22 protein-coding genes are annotated in these 21,688 nt (G+C 72.9%); 10 read left to right on the plus strand and 12 right to left on the minus strand.

Annotated elements, in window-relative coordinates:
• Window positions 1–64: 64 nt before the first annotated feature.
• Window positions 65–1,420: a Bcr/CflA family multidrug efflux MFS transporter gene (locus tag OG299_RS27160; protein WP_327362880.1), complete on the minus strand. Its 1,356-nt coding sequence runs from the start codon at window positions 1,418–1,420 to the stop codon at window positions 65–67.
• 108 nt (window positions 1,421–1,528) lie between these two features.
• On the opposite strand from OG299_RS27160, the gene OG299_RS27165 reads away from it, so the two are divergent.
• From OG299_RS27165 to OG299_RS27175, 3 genes are all read left to right on the plus strand, one after another.
• Window positions 1,529–2,290, plus strand: coding sequence for an SDR family oxidoreductase (locus OG299_RS27165; RefSeq protein WP_327362881.1), 762 nt, complete (start codon window positions 1,529–1,531; stop codon window positions 2,288–2,290).
• 67 nt (window positions 2,291–2,357) lie between these two features.
• Window positions 2,358–3,218: a PhzF family phenazine biosynthesis protein gene (locus OG299_RS27170; protein ID WP_327362882.1), complete on the plus strand. Its 861-nt coding sequence runs from the start codon at window positions 2,358–2,360 to the stop codon at window positions 3,216–3,218.
• Window positions 3,215–3,793, plus strand: coding sequence for a GNAT family N-acetyltransferase (locus OG299_RS27175; RefSeq protein ID WP_327362883.1), 579 nt, complete (start codon window positions 3,215–3,217; stop codon window positions 3,791–3,793). Before OG299_RS27170 ends, OG299_RS27175 begins: the two co-directional genes overlap by 4 nt.
• A gap of 60 nt (window positions 3,794–3,853) precedes the next feature.
• On the opposite strand, the gene efeU is transcribed toward OG299_RS27175, so the two are convergent.
• The 6 genes from efeU to OG299_RS27205 form a co-directional block, all read right to left on the minus strand.
• On the minus strand, window positions 3,854–4,714 hold the full coding sequence (efeU, locus tag OG299_RS27180) for an iron uptake transporter permease EfeU (RefSeq protein WP_327362884.1): 861 nt from the start codon (window positions 4,712–4,714) through the stop codon (window positions 3,854–3,856).
• 25 nt (window positions 4,715–4,739) lie between these two features.
• The gene (gene efeB, locus OG299_RS27185) at window positions 4,740–6,056 is read right to left on the minus strand and encodes an iron uptake transporter deferrochelatase/peroxidase subunit (RefSeq protein ID WP_327362885.1); all 1,317 of its coding nucleotides are present in this window, start codon (window positions 6,054–6,056) and stop codon (window positions 4,740–4,742) included.
• A 21-nt stretch (window positions 6,057–6,077) separates the two neighbouring features.
• A complete protein-coding gene (efeO, locus tag OG299_RS27190) occupies window positions 6,078–7,226 on the minus strand; it encodes an iron uptake system protein EfeO (protein ID WP_327362886.1) in 1,149 nt (382 codons plus the stop codon).
• A gap of 195 nt (window positions 7,227–7,421) precedes the next feature.
• A complete protein-coding gene (locus OG299_RS27195; protein ID WP_327362887.1) occupies window positions 7,422–8,309 on the minus strand; it encodes a heme ABC transporter ATP-binding protein in 888 nt (295 codons plus the stop codon).
• Window positions 8,306–9,466 (minus strand): FecCD family ABC transporter permease, encoded by a 1,161-nt coding sequence (locus OG299_RS27200; protein WP_327362888.1) that lies wholly within the window; start codon window positions 9,464–9,466, stop codon window positions 8,306–8,308. Before OG299_RS27200 ends, OG299_RS27195 begins: the two co-directional genes overlap by 4 nt.
• A gap of 1 nt (window position 9,467) precedes the next feature.
• Window positions 9,468–10,505, minus strand: coding sequence for a heme/hemin ABC transporter substrate-binding protein (locus OG299_RS27205; protein WP_327362889.1), 1,038 nt, complete (start codon window positions 10,503–10,505; stop codon window positions 9,468–9,470).
• Between the two features lie 125 nt (window positions 10,506–10,630).
• On the opposite strand from OG299_RS27205, the gene OG299_RS27210 reads away from it, so the two are divergent.
• The 4 genes from OG299_RS27210 (at window position 10,631) to OG299_RS27225 (ending at window position 14,682) form a co-directional block, all read left to right on the plus strand.
• Window positions 10,631–12,019 carry an HtaA domain-containing protein gene (locus tag OG299_RS27210; protein ID WP_327362890.1) on the plus strand — a complete coding sequence of 463 codons (1,389 nt, stop codon included), beginning with the start codon at window positions 10,631–10,633 and terminating at the stop codon, window positions 12,017–12,019.
• A gap of 79 nt (window positions 12,020–12,098) precedes the next feature.
• A complete protein-coding gene (locus tag OG299_RS27215; protein WP_327362891.1) occupies window positions 12,099–13,556 on the plus strand; it encodes an HtaA domain-containing protein in 1,458 nt (485 codons plus the stop codon).
• A 19-nt stretch (window positions 13,557–13,575) separates the two neighbouring features.
• Window positions 13,576–14,253 (plus strand): PhzF family phenazine biosynthesis protein, encoded by a 678-nt coding sequence (locus OG299_RS27220; protein ID WP_266629749.1) that lies wholly within the window; start codon window positions 13,576–13,578, stop codon window positions 14,251–14,253.
• A gap of 66 nt (window positions 14,254–14,319) precedes the next feature.
• Window positions 14,320–14,682 carry a hypothetical protein gene (locus tag OG299_RS27225; RefSeq protein ID WP_327362892.1) on the plus strand — a complete coding sequence of 121 codons (363 nt, stop codon included), beginning with the start codon at window positions 14,320–14,322 and terminating at the stop codon, window positions 14,680–14,682.
• Between the two features lie 64 nt (window positions 14,683–14,746).
• On the opposite strand, the gene OG299_RS27230 is transcribed toward OG299_RS27225, so the two are convergent.
• Window positions 14,747–15,394 carry a biliverdin-producing heme oxygenase gene (locus OG299_RS27230; RefSeq protein ID WP_266629753.1) on the minus strand — a complete coding sequence of 216 codons (648 nt, stop codon included), beginning with the start codon at window positions 15,392–15,394 and terminating at the stop codon, window positions 14,747–14,749.
• A gap of 181 nt (window positions 15,395–15,575) precedes the next feature.
• Complete coding sequence (gene map, locus OG299_RS27235; protein ID WP_266629755.1) at window positions 15,576–16,433, minus strand: type I methionyl aminopeptidase; 858 nt, start codon at window positions 16,431–16,433, stop codon at window positions 15,576–15,578.
• A gap of 82 nt (window positions 16,434–16,515) precedes the next feature.
• Between map and OG299_RS27240 the strand changes: the two genes are divergently transcribed.
• Window positions 16,516–16,755 (plus strand): hypothetical protein, encoded by a 240-nt coding sequence (locus OG299_RS27240; protein ID WP_327362893.1) that lies wholly within the window; start codon window positions 16,516–16,518, stop codon window positions 16,753–16,755.
• A gap of 18 nt (window positions 16,756–16,773) precedes the next feature.
• On the opposite strand, the gene OG299_RS27245 is transcribed toward OG299_RS27240, so the two are convergent.
• On the minus strand, window positions 16,774–17,379 hold the full coding sequence (locus OG299_RS27245; RefSeq protein ID WP_327362894.1) for a hypothetical protein: 606 nt from the start codon (window positions 17,377–17,379) through the stop codon (window positions 16,774–16,776).
• 115 nt (window positions 17,380–17,494) lie between these two features.
• On the opposite strand from OG299_RS27245, the gene npdG reads away from it, so the two are divergent.
• Complete coding sequence (gene npdG, locus OG299_RS27250; RefSeq protein ID WP_266629761.1) at window positions 17,495–18,223, plus strand: NADPH-dependent F420 reductase; 729 nt, start codon at window positions 17,495–17,497, stop codon at window positions 18,221–18,223.
• A gap of 116 nt (window positions 18,224–18,339) precedes the next feature.
• On the opposite strand, the gene OG299_RS27255 is transcribed toward npdG, so the two are convergent.
• Window positions 18,340–20,403: a TerD family protein gene (locus OG299_RS27255; RefSeq protein WP_327364600.1), complete on the minus strand. Its 2,064-nt coding sequence runs from the start codon at window positions 20,401–20,403 to the stop codon at window positions 18,340–18,342.
• A 249-nt stretch (window positions 20,404–20,652) separates the two neighbouring features.
• On the opposite strand from OG299_RS27255, the gene OG299_RS27260 reads away from it, so the two are divergent.
• The gene (locus OG299_RS27260) at window positions 20,653–20,838 is read left to right on the plus strand and encodes a hypothetical protein (RefSeq protein ID WP_327362895.1); all 186 of its coding nucleotides are present in this window, start codon (window positions 20,653–20,655) and stop codon (window positions 20,836–20,838) included.
• A gap of 12 nt (window positions 20,839–20,850) precedes the next feature.
• Here the strand turns inward: OG299_RS27260 and OG299_RS27265 are convergent, their stop codons facing one another.
• Window positions 20,851–21,651: a site-2 protease family protein gene (locus tag OG299_RS27265; RefSeq protein ID WP_327362896.1), complete on the minus strand. Its 801-nt coding sequence runs from the start codon at window positions 21,649–21,651 to the stop codon at window positions 20,851–20,853.
• Between the last annotated feature and the right edge of the window lie 37 nt (window positions 21,652–21,688).

Here is a 21,688-nt window from a genome sequence, read left to right on the forward strand (position 1 = left end):
CCGTCCGGGCATCGGGGGCGTCCGGCCCGCACCCCGCCGGCCGGCCGGGGCCCGGGCGTCCGGCTCAGACCGCGGACTCCCTGTTCTGCCAGGGCCGGCACATGCCGGCGAAGCAGGCGGCCGCCAGCAGCGAGCACACCAGCTGGACCACCGCCATCGGCACCGCCGTGCCCTCGCCCGCGATGCCGACCAGCGGCGAGGCAATCGCCCCGACCAGGAAGGAGGAGGTGCCCAGCAGCGCCGAGGCCGACCCGGCCGCGTGCGGGGTGCGCATCAGCGCCAGCGCGTTGGTGTTCGGCAGCACCACGCCCATCGCCGACATCAGCACGAACAACGCGGCGGCGATCGGGACCAGCCCGACCTCCCCGAACACCCCGGCCGCCATCAGCAGCAGCGCCACCGACGCGGCGGTGATGACGGCGATCCCGCCCGCGAGCACCTTGTCCAGGCGGACCCGGCCGACCAGCAGTTTGCCGTTGACCTGCCCGGCGGCGATCAGGCCGACCGAGTTGAGGCCGAACAGCAGGCTGAAGGCCTGCGGCGAAGCCCCGTAGATCTCCTGCACCACGAAGGGCGAGGCGGAGATGTACGAGAAGAGCGTGGCGAAGGCGAAGCCGCCGGCCAGGGTGTACCCGGCGAAGACCCGGTCGGCGAGCAGCCCGCGCATGGTCCGCAGCGCGGAGCCCACACCGCCGGTCTGCCGCTGCTCGGGCGGCAGGGTCTCGCCGAGGCTGCGCCAGACGACCAGGGTGAGCAGGGCGCCGACGGCCGTGAGGACGACGAACACCCCGCGCCAGTCGGAGAAGCGGAGCACCTGGCCGCCGATGAGTGGGGCGACGACCGGGGCCACGCCGGATATGAGCATCAGGGTGGAGAAGAACCGGGCCATCTCGACCCCGTCGTACAGGTCGCGTACGACGGCCCGGGCGATGACGACCGCGGCGGACCCGGCCAGGCCCTGGAGCAGCCGGAAGCCGATCAGCAGCTCGGCGGTCGGGGCGAGGGCGCAGATCGCGGTGGCGAGGACGTAGACGACCATGCCGAAGAGGAGCGGCCGGCGGCGGCCCCACTTGTCGCTCATCGGGCCGATGACGAGCTGGCCCAGCGCCATGCCGGCGAGGCAGGCGGTGAGGGTGACCTGGATGGTGGCGGCCGGGCTGTCCAGGGCGTCGGTGACCTCCGGCAGGGCCGGCAGGTACATGTCCATGGACAGCGGGGGGAGAGCGCTGAGCCCGCCGAGTATGAAAGTGACGAGCAGTCCGGTACGGCGGGCGGACGTGAGCGGGGCGGAAGCGGGCCCCGGCGCGGAAGGGGTCTTCGGTGCGGCAGCGGTCTGCGGTGCGGAAGCGGTCTGCGGTGCGGAGGGCGTCTCGGGCGACGGCTCGTGCGAGGGGGCCGTCGCGGGGCCTCTCTCCGGCATGCGGAACTCCAGTCTTTTCGTCGTCTTTTCACACCCCCGACCGACCCATGCTCTCAGCTGTCGGAACGTCCGTGGACCGATGCGACATGTGACGTAACCTGCGGCCCCATGAACGCAAGTGGGAAGAAGATCGCCCTGGTCACCGGAGCCGGCTCCGGCATCGGCCGCTCCGTGGCGCTGACCCTGGCCGCCGCCGGCTGGTCGGTGGCCGTGGCCGGCCGCCGGACCGAACCGCTGGAGGAGACGGTGAAGGCGGCCGGGGCCGGCGGGGACGTGCTGTGCGTACGGGCGGACGTGAGCGATCCGGACGACGTGGCCGCTCTGTTCGCCGCGGTCCGCGAGCACCACGGGCGCCTCGACCTCCTCTTCAACAACGCCGGGACCTTCGGCCCGGGCGGCGTTGCGCTGGAGGACCTCACGTACGAGGCCTGGCGCTCGGTGGTCGACGTCAACCTGACCGGGTCCTTCCTGTGCGCGCAGGCGGCCTTCCGGCAGATGAAGGCGCAGGACCCGCAGGGCGGCCGGATCATCAACAACGGCTCGATCTCCGCGCACGTGCCGCGGCCGAACTCGGTCGCCTACACCGCGACCAAGCACGCGATGACGGGCCTGACGAAGTCGCTTTCGCTGGACGGGCGGCCGTACCGCATCGCCTGCGGGCAGATCGACATCGGCAACGCGGCCACCGAGATGACCGAGCGGATGCAGACCGGGATCCTCCAGGCGAACGGGCAGCTGGCGGTGGAGCCGGTGATGGACGCCGCCGACGTGGCGCGCACGGTGCTGCACATGGCGGAGCTGCCGCTGGAGGCGAACGTGCAGTTCGCGACGGTGATGGCGACGACGATGCCGTACATCGGGCGCGGCTGATCCCCTGGCCGGGGGAGCCTGCCGGAGTCATGGGAATGCGGGCGGCGGGCCGGGAGTTGGGGTGATCATGACTGACGTGCTGCGTTACACGGCGTTCTCCGGTGACCCCGAAGGCGGCAATCCCGCCGGGGTCGTGCTCGATGCGAGCGGCCTGGACGACGACCGGATGCTGGAGATCGCGGCCGGCCTGGGCTACAGCGAGACGGCCTTCCTGACCGCCCCGCCCGAGGGCCTGGGCGCAGAGGCCGGACGGGCCTTCACCGTGCGGTACTTCAGCCCGAAGGCGGAGGTCCCGTTCTGCGGGCACGCCACGGTGGCCACCGCCGTCGCGCTGGGCGAGCGGATCGGGCCGGGCGAGCTGGTCTTCGCGACCCGCGCGGGCACGGTGCCGGTGTCGGTGACCGCGGACGGGCAGGGCGGCCTGCGGGCCGTCCTGACCAGCGTCGAACCGCACGTCGAGGACGTCGACCCGGCCGACCTCGCCGAGGCGCTGGCCGCGCTGGACTGGCCGGAGGCCGACCTGGACCCGGCTCTCCCGCCGCGGATCGCCTATGCCGGAAACCGCCACCTGGTGCTCGGCGCCGCCACCCGGGCCCGGCTCGCGGACCTCGCGTACGACTTCCCCCGGCTGGAGGCGCTGATGCGGCGCCTGGACCTGACCACCGTCCAGCTGGTGCACCGGGCGGGCCCGGCGCTGTTCGACGTACGGGACCCCTTCCCCGTCGGCGGCGTGGTCGAGGACCCGGCGACCGGAGCCGCCGCGGCCGCCTTCGGGGCGTACGCGCGCGAGCTCGGCCTGGCCCCGGCGGACGCCGTGCTCACCCTCCGCCAGGGCGAGGACATGGGACGCCCGGGCGTCCTGACGGTGGAACTCCGCTCCGGTGACTCCCGGGTGCGGGTGGGCGGCAGCGGGGTCCGGATCGGATGAGCCCCGCCCCGCACGCGGCGACGGTGCTGACGTACGCGGAAGCCGAGCTGCCGGCCGGGCTCGCCGCGCAGGTCGCGGCGCTGGAGGCGCAGGCCTGGCCCGGCGCCCGCGCCGGGCACGACCCCGCGCTGGCGCCCCGGGTGATGCTGCTGCTGGACGAGGACGGCACGGTGGCCGCCTCGTTGGCGCTGCTCCACAAGCCGGTCCGGCACGCGGGGCGTACGTACCGCGCCGCCGGGCTGAGCGCGGTGGTGACCCGGGACACCGTGCGGGGCCGCGGGTACGGCGGCCGGCTGGTGGCGGCGGCCCGCGCGGCGCTGGCCGCCGACCCGGACGTGGACCTGGTGCTGTTCAGCTGCGACCGGCCGCTCGTCCCCTTCTACGAGGCGGCCGGCTTCACCCGGCTGCCCGGGACCGTACTGGTCGGCGGGACGCCCGAGGAGCCGCTGGCCACGGACGCGCCCGGCTTCGCCAAGGAGGTCCTGGCCGACTTCCCCGGCCCGGACGCCGATCCCGCGGCCTTCGCGGGAGCGCGGATCGCCCTGTACCCGGGGCTCGTCGACCGCCTCTGGTGACCCGGCCCGGACATGCCGAAGGGGCCCGGATCATCCCGATCCGGGCCCCTTCCGCATGCCTCACGAGCCGCTGGTCCCGCTCTGCGCGGAGACGGGCTCCGCCGGGGCTGCCGCGGCCGTCTTACGGCCGAGCACCCCGAGGAACAGGAGCAGCGTCGGGACCAGGTACGCCGCCCACACCGCGACCTGGAGCCAGGTCGGGTCCGGCTGGAAGTTGAACGTGCCCTTCAGCAGCGTCCCGTACCAGCTGTCCGGCGGGACCGCCGAGGTGACGTCGAAGGCCTTGTTCATGAGGCCGGGCAGGAACTCGGCCTCCTGGAGGTCGTGGACCCCGTACGCGAGCACGCCCGCGGCGACCACGACCAGCATCCCGCCGGTCCAGGTGAAGAACTTGGACAGGTTGATCTTCAGCGCGCCGCGGTAGAACAGCCAGCCCAGCAGGACCGACGAGCCGATCCCGAGCAGCACGCCCACCAGCGGACCCGCGCCGTCACCGGCCGCGTGCACCGACCGCCACACGAACAGCGAGGTCTCCAGGCCCTCCCGGCCGACGGCCAGGAACGCCGTGGTGACCAGGGCGCCCGTGCCCATCGCGAGGGCCGCGTCGAGCTTGCCCTGCAGCTCGGTCTTCATGTGCCGCGCGGTGCGCTTCATCCAGAAGACCATCCACGTCACGAGGCCCACCGAGACGATCGACAGACTGCCGCCGATCGCCTCCTGCGCCTGGAACGTCAGCTCCGAGGTGCCGAATTCGAGCCCCGCGCCGAAGGCCAGGCTGAGCGCGGCCGCGAGGCCGACGCCGAGCCACAGCGGCCCCAGCTTGTCCTTGTTCCCGGTCTTCACCAGGTACGCGATGAGGATGCAGACGACCAGGCTGGCCTCGAGCCCCTCGCGCAGGCCGATCAGATAATTGCTGAACACGTCGGTTCCTTTCCGTGCCGCGGAACTACGCGAACAGCGCCCGGCCCCACCAGTCGTCCTTGTCACGGACGCCCGACGGGACGGCGAACAGCGCCGAGCTCACGTGCTGGATGTACTCGTTGAGCGCGTCGTTCTTGGACAGGTTGCGCTGGATGGGGACGAAGCCCTTGCGGACGTCCCGCTGGTACGCGAGGAAGAACAGGCCCGCGTCGAGCCGGCCCAGTCCGTCCGAACCGTCGGTGAACGAGTAGCCGCGGCGCAGGATGGTGGCACCGCTGTTGCTCTCCGGGTGCGCGAGGCGGACGTGCGCCTGCGGCTTCATCGCCTTCAGGAACGGCTCGTCGCGCTCCTTGGACTTGCCGACCGGCGCACCCTCGGCCTTGTCGCGGCCGAAGATGTCCTCCTGCTCCTGGAGCGGAGTGCGGTCCCAGGTCTCGATGCGCATACGGATCCGGCGGGCGACCAGGTACGAGCCGTCGGCCATCCAGGCCGAGGCGCCCTTGGCCTCGTCGGAGACCCATACGTGCTTGTCGAGGGCGGCGGTGTCGGTGCCCGAGACGTTCCGGGTGCCGTCCTTGAAGCCCATCATGTTGCGCGGGGTCTGCTCGTCCGGGGTGGTGGACGAGGTCTTGCCGAAGCCGAGCTGCGACCAGCGCACCGCCGTCTTGCCGAAGCCGATCCGGGCGAGCTGGCGGATCGCGTGCACCGCGACCTGCGGGTCGTCCGCGCAGGCCTGCACGCAGAGGTCGCCGCCGCTCTTGGCCGGGTCCAGGTTGTCGCCCGGGAACTGCTCCAGGTCGATCAGGGCCTCGGGGCGCATGCCCTCCAGGCCGAACCGGTCCTTGGCGAAGAGCGAGGCGCCGAAGCCGATGGTCAGCGTCAGCCGGGACGGCTTGAGGCCGAGGGCCTCACCGGTGTCGTCCGGCGGGGCTTCGGGGAGGCCGCCGACGGCGCCCTCGCCGACGGGGAGTCCGGCGGTCATCCGCTCGGCCGCCCGCGTCCAGTCCTTGAGGAGCTGGACGAGCTCCGCGCGGTCCTTCGTCTTCACGTCGAACGCGGCGAAGTGCAGCCGGTCCTGGACGGCGGAGGCGATACCGGCCTGGTGCTTGCCGTGGAACGGCACGGCGGAGCCGCTGAGCGCAGCCGGAACCGGGTCGGTGGTGTCGGTGAGCGCGGCGACCGTACCGCCCGCCGCGGCGGCGCCGAGCGCGAGCCCGGCACCGCCCCAGCCGAGCACGGACCGGCGGGAGGGCCCGCCGGTTGCTTCGCCGGTTGCCTCACCGGCGGCGTCCGCGGCGGCGGCCTCGGCGGCCCCGCCGGTGGTGATGGTGTCGTCAGACATGTCCGTTACCCCTGATCCGCGTTACTTGGCGACGGCTGCGGCAAGCTTGGACAGCGGCTCCCCGAGGGCGCTGACCGCGTCCGAGAGCTCCTTGCGCTGGTCCTGGCCGACGGTCTCGTACGAGGTGAAGTCGTAGGTGTTCTTGTCGGCGCGGTACTTGTCGAGGAGCGTGTTCATCGCGGCGAACTGCTTGTCCAGCTCCGCGGACAGGGCCGGGTCGTTCTTCGCGGCGACCGGCTTGAGCAGCTCGTACGCCTTCTGGGCGCCCTCGACGTTGGCCTTGAAGTCGACGAGGTCGGTGCGGCTGTAGCGCTCTTCCTCACCGGTGACCTTGCCGCTGGCGACCTCGTCCAGCAGCTCCTTGGCACCGTTCGCCATCGAAGTGGGGGTGATCTCCGCCTGGCCGACCTTCTTCTGCCAGTCGGTGAGGTCGGTGATCAGCTGGTCGGCGAGCTTCTTCTCGCCGTCGTCGATCTTGTTGTCGGCCCACAGGGCCTTCTCCAGGCGGTGCCAGCCGGTCCAGTCCTTCGCCGGGTCCTGGCCGGCCTCCAGGCCGTCCTCGCGGACGTCGACCTTCGGGTCGATGTCGCCGAAGGACTCGGCGACCGGCTCGGTGCGCTCCCAGCCGAGGCGGGACGCGGCGTACGCCTTCTTGGCGCCCTCGACGTCGCCGGCCTTGACCGCGTCCGCGAAGGCCTGGGCCTTGGGGAGGGTCTGGTCGGCCTGCTCCTGCACGTACTTGCGGTACTCGGCGACCGCGGCGTCCAGCTCGGGGCTGCGCTTCTCGGCGGCGCCGTTGCCCGTGGCCTTGATCTTCTGGCGGATGCCGTCGCCCTTCATGCCGGGCTTGCAGGCGATCTCGTAGTCGCCGGCCTTGATCTCCGCGGTGATGGAGGCCTTGGTGCCGGGGCCGATGTTCTCGCGCTCGGCGACGATGCGGTCGTCCGGGAAGAGGACGTAGACCTCGGTGACCTTGGAGCCCTTGTTCTCGACCTCGAGCGTGACCTTTCCTGCGGGGAACTCCGTCTTGGAGACCTCGCAGGCGCTGTCGGAGGCCGCGACCTTGACGGCCCCGTCGCCGGCGCCGCTCTTCTCGGCGCAGCCGGTGACTGCGGTGAGCGCGGCCACGGCGGCGACCGCGGTGAGGACGGTGAGGCGGGCGGGACGCATGCGGGCTCCTGGCTGTCTGGCGTTCGGCAGACGGCCGCCCCGATCAAGAGGGCGGCCGGTGAGGCGGACCTAACTTAACCGAGGCTTACCTGACCCATGCCCGCGCGTCCAGTGATTCAGCCCACACGTACGACCGTCGGACACGGGGTCGTCACGGCACCTTCAGGAGCAACCCAAGAAACAGTCAAGCGGAGGTCAAGCCGAGGTGGCCGTTCCGTACGGCGGAAGGGCCGCCGCCCTGGCGGAACGGTCGTCGTCCCGTACGGGAACCACGAGCGGGACCCCGGTCCGCGGATGCGGGAGGACCTCCACGGCCTGCCGGTAGACCCGGCCCAGCAGTTCGGCCCCGAACACCTCGGCCGGCGGTCCGTCCACCGCGATCCGCCCCTCGTGCAGAACGGCGGCCCGGTCGGCGTACGCGGCGGCCAGGCCCAGGTCGTGCAGGACGACCACCACCGCGTCCCCGGCCGCGGCCCGCTCCCGGCAGATCCGCAGCACCAGCTCCTGGTGGCGCAGGTCCAGGGCGGCGGTCGGCTCGTCGAGCAGCAGCAGCGGGGCCTGCTGGGCCAGCACCCGGGCCAGCGCGACCCGGGCCCGCTCGCCGCCGGAGAGCGCGGAGAAGGGGCGGGCGGCGAAGCCGGCCACCTCCGCCCGGGCCATGGCGGCGGCCACCGCCTCCTCGTCGGAGCCGGTGAGCGGGGTGCCGGCCCAGGGGGCGCGGCCCATCCGTACGACGTCCCCCACCGGGAAGGGGAAGGACATCTCCGCGGACTGGGGGAGCACGGACCGGCGCAGGGCCAGATCCGGGGCCGCCCAGTCGCCCACCGGGCGCCCGTCGATCCGTACGAGGCCCTCGGCGGCGGGCAGATCGGCCGCGAGGGCGGCCAGCAGGGTCGACTTGCCGGCGCCGTTCGGGCCGACCAGGGCCAGTACCTCGCCGGCCCGCGCGGTCAGGTCGATCCCGGCCAGCACCGCGCGCTCGCCGAGCCGGACGTGGAGGCCGACGGCCTCGGCGAAGGCGGCGCCGGGGGACGGCCGGGCGGGGACACTGCGCCTGCTGCGCCGCAGGAACGGGATGCTCATGCCCAGCCCCCCTGCTTGCGTCGGGTCCGGCGCAGCAGCCAGAAGAAGAACGGGCTGCCGATCAGCGCGGTCAGTACACCGAGCGGCAGTTCGGCGGGCCGGGCGATGGTCCGGGCGGCCAGATCGCCGCCGAGCAGGACCACGGCGCCGGCCAGCGCGCTGCCCGGGACCAGGAAGCGGTGGCCGGGGCCGTTCGCCATGCGCAGCAGGTGCGGGACGAGCAGCCCGACGAAGGTGATGACGCCGGCCACGGCGACCGCCGCCGCGGTGAGCAGCGCGACGACGAGGATGAGCACGAGGCGCAGCCGCTCCACGTCCACGCCGAGATGGCGGGCGGGCCGCTCGCCGAGCGAGAGCAGGTCCAGCTTGCGGGCGTGGAAGGGGGCGATCAGCAGGCCGGCGAGGGCGCACGGCAGGACGGCGAGCACCTTGGGCCAGGTGGCCTGGGCGAGGGAGCCGAGCTGCCAGAAGGTGATCTGGTTGACCTGGCCGCTGTCCGCGAAGAAGACGAACAGGCCGATCAGGGCGCCGGCGAAGGCGTTGACGGCGATGCCCGTGAGGATGAGCGTGACGACCTCGGTCTTGCCGCCGTTGCGGGACAGGAGGTAGACGGAGCCGACGGTGACGAGCCCGGCGACGAACGCGCAGGCGGTCACGGTCCAGTTGCCGAAGAAGCTGAGCCCGAGCCCGATGGCGGCCACCGCGCCGACGGCCGCGCTCGCGGAGATCCCGATGACGCCGGGCTCGGCGAGCGGATTGCCGAACACCCCCTGCATCAGGGCCCCCGCGCAGCCCAGGCTTGCGCCGACGAGCAGCGCGAGGACCACCCGGGGGAGCCGTACGTTCCACAGCACGCTCTCGCCGACCCGGTCGAGCGCGGCTCCGCCGAGCCCCAGCCGGTGCTGCACGGAGCCGAGCACGTCCCCGACCGCAATCCCGTAGGCCCCGACCCCGGCGGACACCAACGCCAGCCCGCCGAGCACGAGGACCAACGCCGCGATCAACCAGGCACCGGTCCGGCGGGGCGCCCTGCCCGCCCGGGGCGGATCCGGCTCCGCCGGCGTCCGGGGCGCCGGAGCTCCGCCCGGCGGGGGCTGGGGGAGGGTCCGGGGGCCGGCCCCCGGCGACTCGGCCGCGCCCGTGTTCCGTCCCGTCACGTCACGCGGTCTTTCCGTACAGCTGGGAGATCAGCGAGCTCAACACCTGGTCGGTCCGCGGACCGTAGTTCAACAGCACGCCGTCGTCGACGGCGACGACCCGCCGGTCCATCCCCGCCGGGGTCTGCGCGACGCCCGGGATCTTCACCAGGCCGTCCGTACCGCCCACGGACTCCAGCCCCTTGGACATCACCAGGATCGCGTCCGGCGCGGCAGCCGCCAGCGCCTCGCTCGTGATCGGCGTGAAGTCCTTGCCGAGCCCCGACTCCTTGCCCGTGTCCACGGCGCCGGCCGCTTCGAGCAGCGAGGCCGCGCCCGAGTCGGAGCCGCCCATCAGGTACACGGACGCGGTGCCGCGCAGGTACAGGAACGCCACCCGCGGCTTCTTCCCGGTGGCCGCATCGGCGGGGACGGCCTTGCGGGCCGCGGCGATCCGGTCCGCGGTGCGCTGGTTCAGCCGTGCCCCGGCGTCCTTGACGCCCAGCGCGCCGGCCACCGTCTCGATCCGCTTCGGCACGTCCTCCAGCGACTTGGCGGGGGCCACCACCAGCAGCGGGATGCCCGCGTCGCGGATCTGCCCGATCGCCTCGGCGGGGCCGGAGGTGGTCTCGGCCAGCACCAGCGTCGGGCGCAGCGACAACACGCTCTCCGCCGAGACGTCGTGGCCCCGGGTCACCACCGGCAGCTGCGCGGCCTGTTCGAACGTGGCGGTGATGTCGCGGGCGACGACCCGGGGGCCGAGGCCCAGCGTCTGGACGATCTCGTTGAGGCTGCCCGTCAGCGGGACCACCCGCTCCGCCGAGGCGACCGTCACCTGGCGGCCGTCCGCCGAGGGAACGGTCACCGGGAGCGCCGGCAGCGGCGCCGGGGAGAGCGGCTCCACCCGGTCCGGTGCGGCGGCCGGGCGGGCGGCGGCGCCGGGTCCGGTGGCGGACGTGCCTGTGCAGCCCGTCAGGGCGGCCAGTGTCAGCGCGGAGAAGGCGAGCGCAAGGGCAAGGGCGCGGCGGGGGGCGCGCGTTGACGCGGCGGGCGTAGGCACGTAGGCACCGTCCTGATCGTCCGGCTGGAGGTCGGGCTGAGGTTCCGGGGAGTCAGGGGTTCCCCTCTGACGGGAGGTAGCTTAGGTTAGCCTAACCTTATTAACCAGACCCGGAAGGGGCATTCATGCCCTCGCGACCCGCCCGCGCATCCGCAGTCGCCCTGTTCGCGACCCTGGCGGCCCTGTTGGGCGCCCTGCTCCCGACCACCGCCGCCCGTGCGGCCGGCGGCACCGTGCAGGGGGGCCGGCTCGACTGGGGCATCAAATCGTCCTTCCAGAGTTATGTCACCGGCCCGGTCGCGAAAGGCTCTTTCCAGCTGAAGAACGGTGCCGCCACGGTCGGCGGCAGCCTGTTCCGCTTCCACTCGGCCACCGGTTCCTACGATCCGGACACCGGCGCCTTCGAGGCCGCCTTCACCGGCGGCGTCGGGTTCCAGGGCCACCAGAAGCCGGACGGCTCGCACGAGCTCGACCTGACGGTCAGCCGCCCGACCATCAAGATCAACGGCGGCAGCGGCACCCTCTACGCGGACATCTCCGGCAAGGCCAAGGACACCGGCGCGGTCACCACCCGGACCCAGGTGCCCTTCGCCACCCTCGGCCTCGGTGGCGTCGACATGAAGGGCGGCGCCGGCCCCATCACCCTGACCAACATCCCGGCCACCCTCACCGGCGAGGGCGCCCAGGCCTTCGCGGGCTACTACGCGGCGGGCGCGCAGCTCGACCCCGTCTCGCTCTCCGCCGACGTCAAGGCCGCCCCGGCCGCCGAGGCCTCGCCGTCCCCGAGCAACCCGGCCCGGCCCTCGCAGGACCCGCAGGCCGCCCGGGGCGCGTTCGCCGACGCCGCCGTCGACTGGGGTGTCCGGCGCACGTTCCGCGAGTACGTCACCGGCTCCATCGGCCAGGGCAAGTGGACCCTCGCCGAGGGGGCCCAGGACGGCGGCGCGCTGTTCCGCTTCCCGCAGGGCAAGGGCGCGTACGACGGCCTGAAGGGGACGCTCGACGCCGCCTTCGCCGGCACGGTCCACTTCACCGGCGCCCATCTGGACCTGAAGCTCGGCAAGCTGGGCGTCAAGGTGGAGAACGGCAAGGGCGTCCTGTCCGCCGACGTCACCACCGGCGGCGAGACGAAGAACGCCGTCGCGCTCGTCGAATTCGACGCCAAGGGGCTGAAGACCGAGGGCGCGCTCGCCACCCTCGCCGAAGCCCCGGCCACCCTCACCGAGGGCGGCTCGCAGGCCTTCAACTCCCTGTACCGGGCGGGCACCGAGATGGACCCCGTCTCGCTCGCCGTCGCGCTCGACGCCACGGCCAAGCTGCCGGCCCTGCCGGACCTGGGCTCCACGGCCCCGCCCGCCGCGCCTGCGGCCCCCGGCGCGTCCGCCGCTCCTGCCGCGAAGGAGGCGGAGTCCTCGAACACCGGGCTGTACGCCGCCCTCGGGGTGGCCGTCCTGGTCCTGGCCGGCGGCGCGGCCTCCCTCGTGCTGCGCCGCAACCGCCGTGCCGCTCCCTGATCCGGCCCGATCGACAAGACACCCCCTCGCACCTCACCCCCGTCAGCCACCCCCCGTCGCCTTTCAGGAGGCCCCCGCCATGCCCTCGTCCCACCGCCGTCCGCTCGCCCTCGCGGCCGCCGTCGCCACCGCCGCCGCACTCGGCGCCACCGCCTTCGTCCTGCCCGCCACGGCGGCGGGCGGCGGGCAGGCCTCCGCGGCCGTCGCCGCCGCGCCGATACCGATCGTGAACGGCACCCTCGACTGGGGCGTCCTGGCGAGCTACCGCTCGTACGTCCTCACCATCGCCAAGGGCACGATCACCCCGGCGGAGGGGGCCACGCTGAACGCGGACGGCACCTTCCGCTTCGGTTCGGCGACCGGCCGGTACGACAAGGACGGCGGACACGTCGTGACGGCCGCCTTCAAGGGCAGCGTCACGTTCGACGCCCCCGCCCACGGCTTCAAGGTGACCCTCGCCAACCTCCGCTTCGACACGGGGACGAAGAAGCTGACCGCCGACGTCACCAAGAACGGCACCCTCACCCCCGGCGTCCCGATGGCGGACGTGGCCTTCGGCGGGCCGGCGATGGAGAAGCTGGGCACCACCCTCACCAAGGAGGCGGCGGAGCAGCTGGGTTCGGACAAGTACGTCGGCCTGGCCGGCGACCCGCTCACGGCCGCCCTGCAGTTCGCGCAGCCGTCCCCCTCCCCCTCCGCGTCCGTGACGACGTCGGCGTCGGCCTCCACCGGCCCGTCCCCGACCCCGTCGACCCCGTCGAACTCCCAGGCCCCCTCGCAGGGCGCGAGCTCCCCGGCGGCCGACGGCCCGCAGCAGCTCCTCGGCGGCCGGCTGACCTGGGGCGTGAAGGACTCCTTCCGCTCGTACGTGGTGAAGGGCGGCGGCTCGGTCACCCCGGCGGGCGGAGCCGTCGCGAGCGGCGACACCTTCGCCTTCCCCCTCGGCAAGGGCGAGCTCGACGTCAAGAAGCAGAAGCTGACCGCCTCCTTCGCGGGCAACCTGCGCTTCCAGCGGGCCGACCACGGCATCGACATGACCTTCGGGAACCTGCGCGTCAACGCCGAGGGCAAGAAGGGCACGCTCGTCCTGGACGTCAAGACGCCCACCGCCACCAAGGCGGACGTCCCCTTCGCCACGCTCGACCTGTCGAAGGCCGAGTACCGGACCTCGGGCGGCCTGCTCACCCTGAACGCCGTCCCGGCCGCCTTCACCGCGGAGGGCGCGGCCGCCATCGGCGCCCCGAGCCCGGACTACGCCGAGGGCAAGCCGACCGACGCCGTCACCCTGTCCGTGTCCGTGGACAAGGACGTCGTCGTCCCCACCACCGCGCCCACCAGCGCCCCCACGACGGCCACCACCGGCGGGACCGCCGGCACGGGCGGAACCGTGGGCGGCGGCGGCAGCGTCGGCGGGAACCTCGCCAGCACCGGCGCCGAAGTCCCGGCCGGAACCCTGCTCGCCACCTCGGGTGCGGTCGTCGCGGCCGGTGCCGGCGCGGTCTTCCTCGCACGCAGGCGGCGCGCCGTCCGGATCTGAACCGTGTTTCAATTCCCGCGTGAACGATCTCGACGTACTCAAGGTCTTCTGCGCGGGCGACGGCAGGCACGGCAACCTGCTGGGCGTCGTACGTGACGGCCGGACCTGCCCCGACGACGCGTCGCGCCAGGCGCTGGCCGCCGAACTCGGCTACAGCGAGACGGTGTTCGTCGACGACCCCGAGCGCGGGGTCGTCGACATCCGTACACCCGGGACGCGGATGTCCTTCGCCGGCCATCCGCTGGTCGGGGTCGCGTGGCTGCTCGACATCGAGGAGCTCCAGCCGCCGGCCGGCTCCGTATGGGCCCGTGACGACGGGGAGTTCACCTGGATCACAGCCCTCCCCGAGTGGGTCGAGGGCAAGCGCACCGAGCAGTACGCGAGCCCCGCCGAGGTCGACGCGCTGCCCGCGCCGCCGCCCGGCGAGGGCTGGCTGTACGCCTGGGCCTGGGAGGACGAGACCGCTGGCCGCATCCGGGCCCGCGGCTTCCCGCGCCGCCCCGACGGGGTCATCGCCGAGGACGAGGCCACCGGATCGGCCGCGATACTGCTGACCGCCGAGCTGAACCGCGCCCTGAACATCACCCAGGGCGCGGGCTCCCAGATCCTCACCGCGCCCGGCCCGGACGGCACCGTCGAGATCGGCGGCCGCGTCCGCTTCGCGAAGCTGCCCGAGGCGCGCACCGGGACTGAGTAGGTGCGCAGCCTTGATTGAGTACGTACGCCCTGGGAGCGGGGCCCCGTGCTGCGGTTTCATGGGGGCATGAACACGACACCGAGTGCCGGCCGGCACCCGCAGCCGGGCCCGCCGCCGCACCCGCACCCCGACGAGACGCGGCAGTGGCTGCTGGTCCCCGTGCTCTTCACCGCGTTGACGCTGGTGGCGGGCGGCCTGAGCTACGCGGCCTCCGACCTGCCGCGCTCCCCGCTCTGGCTCTCGCTCCCGTACCTGATCCCGCTGGGCCTGGCGGCCCTCACCTGGCGGCCGCCCCAGACCCCGGCGCAGCGGACGAACCGCATCGTGGCGGGCGGCATCGGTGCCGTGCTCGCGCTCGTCTACGCCAAAGGCGTCGAGGTCGTGCTCATCGGCATCGGGCTGGCCGTCTGGCTGATCCAGGGCGACTGACGGCGCGCGCAGCGCGACACCCCCGCCGCCCGCTCGGCGGCGGGGGTGTCGTCCGTCCCAGGCGTCAGGCGCTCAGGGGGAACTCCCGGCCCAGCTCGCGGAAGACCGCGCCGTTGAAGTCGAAGGCGCGCTTGCACTCGTCGATGATGCGCTGCTTCTCCAGGTCGTCCGCGGCGATCGCGTCGAGCAGCTCGCGGTAGGTCCGCTTGAAGGCCGCGGGGTTGGCGATGTCCGCGAACACGTAGAACCGGACGCCGTCGCCCTTGCGCGTGAAGCCCCACGTCCGCTCCGCCTTGTCGCGGATGATCTGGCCGCCGGAGAGGTCGCCCAGGTAGCGGGTGTAGTGGTGGGCGACGTACCCGCCCGGCCAGCCGGCCGCGCACTGCGCCACGCGGGCCGCGTAGGCCTCGGTCGCGGGCAGCGCGATCAGCGTCTCGCGCCAGGACGGCCCGCGCAGGTGCGCCAGGTCGCGCTCGATCTCGGCGACGCGCATCAGCTCGGGCTGTATGAACGGTCCGGCCACCGGGTCGTCCTTCAGGGACTCGGCCGCGTCCTCCAGGGCCCGGTACACGAACCACAGCTGCTCGGTGTAGCGCGTGTACGCGTCCACCCCGAGCCGGCCGCCCAGCAGGTCGCTCATGAAGGTCGAGGTCTCTGCCTCGGTGTGCTGCTCGTGCGACGCGACACGGATGACCGTAGAGAAGGCGTCCAAGACAATCCTCCGGAGACGGGACGAGGAGGCGGGCGGGCCCGCCGGGCGTGACGGCACGTCCGCCACGCCCGATCCTCGTGCTTAGGCTTACCTAAGTCAATGTCTTCCCGACGTCTTGTCGGTAAAACACCTCCGGCAAAGATTCTCCTACGGGTCTGCGGCTTTTGCAGCTCTTACGGCCTTACGGCAGGGTGAGGATCTCGGCTCCCGTGTCCGTCACCACCAGTGTGTGCTCGAACTGCGCGGTGCGCTTGCGGTCCTTCGTCACGACGGTCCAGCCGTCGGCCCACATGTCGTACTCGTGCGTGCCCAGGGTCAGCATCGGCTCGATCGTGAAGGTCATCCCGGGCTCGATGACCGTCGTGGCGTGCGGGCTGTCGTAGTGCGGGATGATCAGGCCGGAGTGGAAGGACGAGTTGATGCCGTGCCCGGTGAAGTCCCGGACCACGCCGTAGCCGAAGCGCTTCGCGTACGACTCGATGACCCGGCCGATCACGTTGATCTGGCGGCCCGGCTTCACGGCCTTGATCGCCCGGTTCAGGGCCTCGCGGGTGCGCTCCACCAGCAGCCGCGACTCCTCGTCCACCTCACCGCACAGGTACGTGGCGTTGTTGTCGCCGTGCACGCCGCCGATGAACGCGGTGACGTCGAGGTTCACGATGTCGCCGTCGCGCAGGACGGTGGAGTCGGGGATGCCGTGGCAGATGACCTCGTTGACCGAGGAGCACAGGGACTTCGGGAAGGCCCGGTAGCCCAGCGTCGACGGGTAGGCGCCGTGGTCGCACATGTACTCGTGCGCGACCCGGTCCAGCTCGTCGGTGGTCACCCCCGGTGCGATCAGCTTGGCGGCCTCTTCCATCGCCTGGGCGGCGATCCGGCCGGCGATGCGCATGGCCTCGATGGTCGCGGCGGACTGCACCTCCGGTCCGGTGTACGGAGTGGGCGCGGGCTTGCCCACGTACTCGGGCCGGCGGATGTTTCCGGGAACGGAACGGGCGGGAGAGAGCTCGCCTGGTACGAGCAGCGACTGGCCAGACATGCAAGCGAGTGTATCCAGCGGGGATGGGGCAGCATGGCGGCAGAGAGCGGTATCGAGAGGTATCGAAAGGAGCCCGAGGACGATGGCCCTGTTCAAGAAGCGTCAGGTGGGCAAACCCGGCGAGTGGTACTACTGCCTGGTCCACCACAAGGTCGAGGAAGGCCCGGAGTGCCCGGCGAAGGACCGTTTCGGCCCGTACGCGACGCCGGCGGAGGCGGCCCACGCCATGGAGACCGCGCAGGAGCGCAACCTCGAATGGCAGACCGACCCCAAGTGGAACGACAAGTCCCGCGACGAGGACGAGGGCACGGCCGCCCCGTAGGACCGGGGGCTCCGAGGCCTACCAGCGGCTGGGCGGCGGCGCGGTCAGCTGGTCGGCCAGCCGCGCCAGCCGGTCCCGCAGCCGCCGCGGCCCGCGCCGCACCGGCAGGCTGTTCTCCCCGGCCGCCGCGCTGACCAGGTGCTGCACGGTGTCCAGGTCCAGCTCGCCGGCCCCTTCCCGTACGGACAGGGCGTCGTGCGCGAGCGCGGCGAGATCCGCATCCCCACCGTCCAGGGACAGTACGGTCGCCCCCGCGCGGCGGGCGTCGTGCACCCGCTCCAGCAGCCCCGCCCCGGGCTCCTCCGGCGCCACCACCAGCAGGGTGTGCCCGCGCCGGGCCGCCTCCAGCCGGCCCAGCCCCACCGACAGGTGCGCCGGCTCCCCGGGCAGCACGCGGTGGCGTACGAGCGTGGGCGCCAGCTCCGGCAGCCCGGACCAGGCGGCCTCGTCCACCAGGTGCGCCGCCAGGTGCCAGGGCTCGTACTGCTCGGTCCCCACCAGCAGCAGATTCCCGCCGGCCGGTGCGAGGGAGCGCCGCAGCGATCCGGCGAAGCGGCGCGCGGCACCGGGCCACTGCGTACCGGCGAGCACCTCGCGCAGCAGCGCGACCCTCACGGCGTCCATATCGGCATCCTGCCGCACGGAAGGGGCGTACGGGAGCGCTTCGTCCCGCTTCGCCCGGCCGGACGCAGCCCCGTTCCCGTTCGACTCTGCGGATCCCGGCATTACCCTCGCCCCCATGACCTCCACAGACAGCAACCAGACTTCCCCCGCGACGGCGCCGGCCAAGGCACCGGCCAAGGACCCGTGGGACCTGCCGGACGTCTCCGGCCTCGTCGTCGGCGTCCTCGGCGGCACCGGCGACCAGGGCCGGGGCCTGGCCTACCGGCTCGCCCGGGCCGGCCAGAAGGTGATCATCGGCTCCCGCGCCGCCGACCGCGCGCAGAGCGCCGCCGACGAACTGGGCCTCGGCGTGGAGGGCGCGGACAACGCCGAGTGCGCGCGCCGCAGCGACATCGTGATCATCGCGGTGCCGTGGGAGGGACACGCCAAGACCCTCGAAGCCCTCCGCGAGGACCTCGCGGGCAAGCTCGTGGTGGACTGCGTCAACCCGCTGGGCTTCGACAAGCAGGGCGCGTACGCCCTCCCCGTCGAAGAGGGCAGTGCGGCCCAGCAGGCCGCGGCGCTGCTCCCCGACTCCCGGGTGACGGCGGCCTTCCACCACCTCTCGGCGGTCCTGCTCCAGGACGAGTCCGTCGAGGAGATCGACACCGACGTGATGGTCCTCGGCGAATCCCGCGCCGACACGGACATCGTGCAGGCGCTGGCCGGCCGTATCCCGGGCATGCGCGGGGTCTTCGCAGGCCGCCTGCGCAACGCCCACCAGGTGGAGTCCCTGGTCGCCAACCTGATCTCCGCGAACCGCCGCTACAAGGCCCACACGGGCCTGCGCGTCACGGACGTCTGAGCCGCCGGCCCCGGACCCGGCGACCCCGTACCGGGCGACCCCGGACCCGGCGACCCCGTACCGGGCGACCCGTACCCGGCGGCCGCCTTCGCAGCGGCCGCCGGGTACGGACCCCGTCAGCCCCGGCGGCTGCCGGCGCGCGCCTCGACGGGGCCCAGGTGCGCCACCACCCCCTGGTAGAAGCGGTCCACGGCCTCGTCGACGCTGCGGATGAACCCGGACTCGGTGTTGCCGCGGGTGTTGCCCATGCCCTTGATCAGCGACAGCCGGAACCCGCTGAGCGGCGCGCCGCCCTTGGGCAGCAGGTCGCCCGGCTCGGGGCGCAGCCGCTCCAGGGTGCCGCGCGGCCCGTTCCCGCCCTCGACGAGGGTCTCCACGTGCAGGTCCGCCGGCGCCTCGGCCAGCAGCCGGACCAGCCGCTTGACCGTGGTCAGCGGATACGAGCCCTCCGGCGCCGGTACGTCGACCGTGGTGCGGACCTTCCCCGTCCGCAGATCGGCGGTCACCGCGATGACGCTGCTCGTCCCGTCGATGCGCAGCTCCGCGCAGAGCCGTCCGTCCCGGCACAGCTTCTGCGCCGCGGCGGAGCGGCGCGCCTGCGGATCGCTGCCGCGCCGGACCCGCTGCACCGGGAGCGCCTTCTGGCCGAGCTCCCCGCCCAGGCGCAGGCAGACCTGGCGGATCAGCCGCTCCCAGCTCTCGACCACCTCGACGGCGCGCGCATCGTCGAGGGCGAGGGTTTCGTCCTCGATCCCCTTGCGTACGGGCACCCAGGCGGCCCCCATGTTCTGGAATCCGTGGCAGCCCGACTGCTCGTGCCGGAGGTACTCCAGCAGCTCCTGCAGCAGCCAGGCGTGCGCGGCGTTGCCCACGCCCTCGTGGCGGATCAGCATCTGGGCCTGGTGGGCCACTTCGGCCCAGGACAGGTGCCAGAGGCTGACCTTGTGCTTGCGGCGCCCGTCGATCTTGACGTCCACCATGGCGGTGCCCTCGAGGGCGACGTCGTTGGAGAGCGTGATCACGGCCTCGTAGCCGCGGCGGGCGGCGATGTCCATGTACTGCTGGACCTGCTCGGCCTTGAGCGGGTTGCCGTTCGTCTTCGTCTCCACCAGCGCCGTCCAGAGCTTTCCGGCGCGCTCGACCCGGATCACCCCGTCCGGGCGCCGCGGGGTCTCGCCGTGGGGGAGGGACACCTCGGTGAAGGTCTGCATCCGTCCGGCGGGGGCGCCGAACGCCGCCGTGAGGCGGCGGCCGAACTCCGGCACCTGCGCCATGACGGACAGCAGCACGGAGGTGGCGCGCACCTCGCGCTCCTTGTCGCTCTTCACCGTCGGGACGGGGAACAGCCGGGCCGGGCGCCAGGAGTCGTTCTCGGCGAGCGAGTTCCCGGCCACCTTGGGCAGGGTGACCTTCTTCCTGGTCGTACGGGGACCCCGGCCGCGTGCCTGGGCGGGCACGGCGGCGCTGCCCCCGGCCTCCGGCGCGACAGGCCCGGCCGGGACCGCGGCCGGGACCGCAGGCGGGACCGCGGCCGGGCCTGCGGGCGGCCCCGGCTCGGCCTCCGCCGCGGGCGCGCCCTGGGCCGCGGGTTCGGCATCGGCGGCGACCCCGCCGCCCTCCCCGCCGACCTCGCTCTCCTCGAGGACGGAGATGCCGAAGTCCGTGGCCAGACCGGCCAGTCCGGTCTCGTAGCCCTGCCCGACCGCGCGGAACTTCCACTCCTCGCCGCGCCGGTACAGCTCACCGAAGATGAACGCGGTCTCCACGCCCGCGTCGTGGATCGAGAACCCGACGAGCGGTTCGCCGGCCCGGTCCGCGACCGTCATCCGCAGGTCGTCCAGGTCGCCGAAGCGCGCACCGCCGTACTGACTGGCCGCCACCACGATCCGGGCGACCCCCTCGGGGACGGCGGTGAGATCCACACTGATCCGGTCCTCGTCACCACTCCCGGTCGGCGCCTTCCCCAGCAGCTGCACGCTTCCGTCGGCGGCGGCGGGGTTGTTGTAGAAGTAGAAGTCGTTCTCGCTGCGGACCTTGCCGTCCCCGTCGACGAGGAGCACCGAGACGTCGGCGTCGCCCGCCCCCGACGCGCTGCTCCAGCTCAGGCTGACGACCACGGCCCCGGCGTCCTCGCTGAGGGCGGTCAGGCTGACGTTCGCACCCTTGGAGATCTCCTGCATGTCCATCCCCCCAGTCGCCCGGCAGCGTCCGCATCGGACCGAGCAGGCCGGACTGTCGTTCCGTCGTGCTTGTCGCGCGAGATTCGCGGCGCGCCCCCGGCGAACCGTAGCGGCGTGGTGCGCGGGAGATCGGGAAACGAGGAAAAAGGGTCGGAAGCGGAGTGCGCGGGGCTTTACGGGAGCACTGCAGGGCATGGGGGACACTGGAGGGGCTCGACCCCACCCCGTGTCGCCGAGGAGCTGTTCCCCATGCCCCGCCTTGCCCTGTTCGCCATCGTCGTCTGCGTCCTGTCCGTGGCCGCGGCCGTGGTCGCCTTCGTGGAGGGCAGCTTCCTGGGGATCGTCTGGGTGCTGCTGGCCGGGCTCACGTCCAACATGGCCTGGTACTACCTGCGCAAGGCGAAGGCCGAGAAGGCAGCGCGCTCCGTCGGCTAGGCAGGCGCGGTTCTAGGACTGCGGGACCGTGCAGAAGCCGTTCGTGTCCTGCCAGAAGCGGTAGAGGTCGCGGCCGCAGTAGGTCTCCAGGTCGGACACGCCCAGCGTGGACAGCAGATTGCGCACCACGTCGAAGAAGTACCCGTTGATCTCCGGGATCCACAGCAGCGCGAAGACGGCGATCAGCCCGAACGGCGCCAGCGGCGCCACCTCGCGGCGGATCCGGTACGAGAGCCAGGGCTCGATGATCCCGTAGCCGTCCAGGCCCGGCACCGGCAGGAAGTTCAGGATCGCCGCCGAGACCTGGAGCAGCGCGAGGAAGGCGAGCGCGAAGCGGAACGCCATCGGGACCCCGTCGAGGGCGTTCAGCCAGAACGGCGCGGTGCAGACGATCGCGAAGGCCACGTTGGTCAGCGGGCCCGCCGCCGAGATCAGGCTGTGCTTCCAGCGGCCCTGGATCCGGTCGTGCTCGATGTACACGGCGCCGCCGGGCAGGCCCAGCCCGCCCATGATCACGAAGATCACCGGCAGGATGATGCTGAGCAGCGCGTGCGTGTACTTCAGCGGATTCAGCGTCAGGTAGCCCTTGGCCCCGACGGTGAGGTCGCCGCTGTGCAGGGCCGTGCGGGCGTGCGCGTACTCGTGCAGGCAGAGCGAGACGATCCACGCCGAGGTGACGAAGAGGAACACGGCGAGCCCGGTGCTCGTCGAGTACCCCGTCCACACGGCCCAACCGGTGACCGCCATGACGGCGAAGATGCCGAGGAATACGGAACTGATCTGCCGCTCGTTGCGGCTGCCCTGATGACCCATGCGGCGAAACCTACCCCGCGCAAGAGGCCAAAAGGAG

It is taken from the genome of Streptomyces sp. NBC_01296 (genome assembly GCF_035984415.1).
In the GTDB taxonomy this organism is placed as follows: domain Bacteria; phylum Actinomycetota; class Actinomycetes; order Streptomycetales; family Streptomycetaceae; genus Streptomyces.